Origin of the sequence: Janibacter indicus (genome assembly GCF_900176385.1) — a bacterium.
GTDB classification, from domain to species: Bacteria; Actinomycetota; Actinomycetes; order Actinomycetales; family Dermatophilaceae; genus Janibacter; species Janibacter indicus.
Window position 1 is genome coordinate 1 of record NZ_FWXN01000028.1, and the last position, 1,311, is coordinate 1,311.

The following is a 1,311-nucleotide window of genomic DNA, read 5'->3' on the forward strand; positions in this document are numbered from 1 at the left end:
GGCCTCGTAGGTGGACGGGGACAGGTAGCCGCACCAAGTGTGACGGCGGCGGGTGTTGTAGCGGACGAGCCACCTGAAGACCTGCCGGCGGCAGGTCAGGTCGTCACTCCAGCAGGCGGCGTCTTGGAGGACCTCGCGCTTCATCGTGGCGTTGAACGACTCGGCGAGCGCGTTGTCGGCCGACGACCCGACGGCTCCCATGGATTGGGCGATGCCGAGCTTCTTGCAGAGCTTGGCGTAGGCCTTCGAGCAGTAGACCGACCCGTGGTCGCTGTGGAAGATCGCGCCTTTGAGGCTGCCGCGGGTCGCGGCAGCGGCGTTGAGAGCGTCCTCGACCAGCTCGGTGCGCATGTGGTCGGCGATCGCCCACCCGGCCAGCCGACGGCTGTAGCAGTCGATCACGGTCGCTAGGTACAGGTTCGTCCCGTCGGCCAACGGCAGGTAGGTGATGTCCCCGACGTAGCGTCGGTTCGGCGCAGGAGCGGTGAAGTCCCGGTTCAGCAGGTCTGGGTACTTCTGCCCCGAGGGTTCGGGGATCGTGGTCCGCACGCGACGCTTCTTCACATAGCCGCGGATGCCCTCCAGCCGCATCACCCTGGCCACGCGCTTGTGATTCACCCGTGCACCGGCAGGCGCGTTGTCGTTGAGTTCGGCGGTGATCCGAGGCGCACCCTGGGTGTTGTCCTCGGCATGGACGGCCCTGATCCGCTCCGCGAGCTCGGCATCAGCCCGGGCACGCCCCTCGCGTGTCGGGGCAGCCTTGAGCCAGGCGTAGTAGGACGAGCGCTCGACCTCGACGAGCTCGCACAGTCGCTTCACCCCGCCGCGATCGGCGAAGGTGGCGGAGTTGTCAGCGACGAACTGGAAGCGACTCACCAGCGCGTCTCCCCGGCGAAATACTTGGCCGCCCGCTGAAGAATCTCCCGCTCGGTGGTCAGCTTCGTCGTCTCGACCTCGAGCTCGTCGACCCGAGCCTCGAGCCGGGCGATCTTCTGCTCCGACGTCTCATCAGCCGGCGTCGAGGAACTCTTCGACGGCTTGGACTGCAGCGGGCTGGAGGTCAACGTCCCGTCAGCAGCGGTCTTCTTCCCGGTCCCGTAGACCTCGAGCCAACCCCGCAGCGTGCCCCGCACGATGCCGAGATCCTCGGCGATGCCGCGGACCGTGGCGCCCGGGGTGGACTCGTACAAGTCGACTGCCTGACGACGGAACTCCTCGGAGTAGTTCTTCCTGGCCATGATTCTCGAATCATCTCGCTTCCCCAGCACCAGGTGCTGGATTCTGCGTGTCCAAGAACCGGGGTCAGGCCCC

Annotated in this window: 1 protein-coding gene; it reads right to left on the reverse strand. The window is 66.7% G+C overall.

All coding sequences use genetic code 11. From position 1 onward, the window contains the following. Nucleotides 1-1,238, reverse strand: a protein-coding gene (locus B9B60_RS16730) for an IS3 family transposase (RefSeq protein WP_143445641.1) whose coding sequence is annotated in 2 segments (ribosomal slippage) — nucleotides 1-893 and nucleotides 893-1,238 — 1,239 coding nt annotated over the 2 segments. Because the reading frame shifts where the segments join, the coding sequence is not laid out codon by codon here. This gene is flagged as partial in the annotation. Between the last annotated feature and the right edge of the window lie 73 nt (nucleotides 1,239-1,311).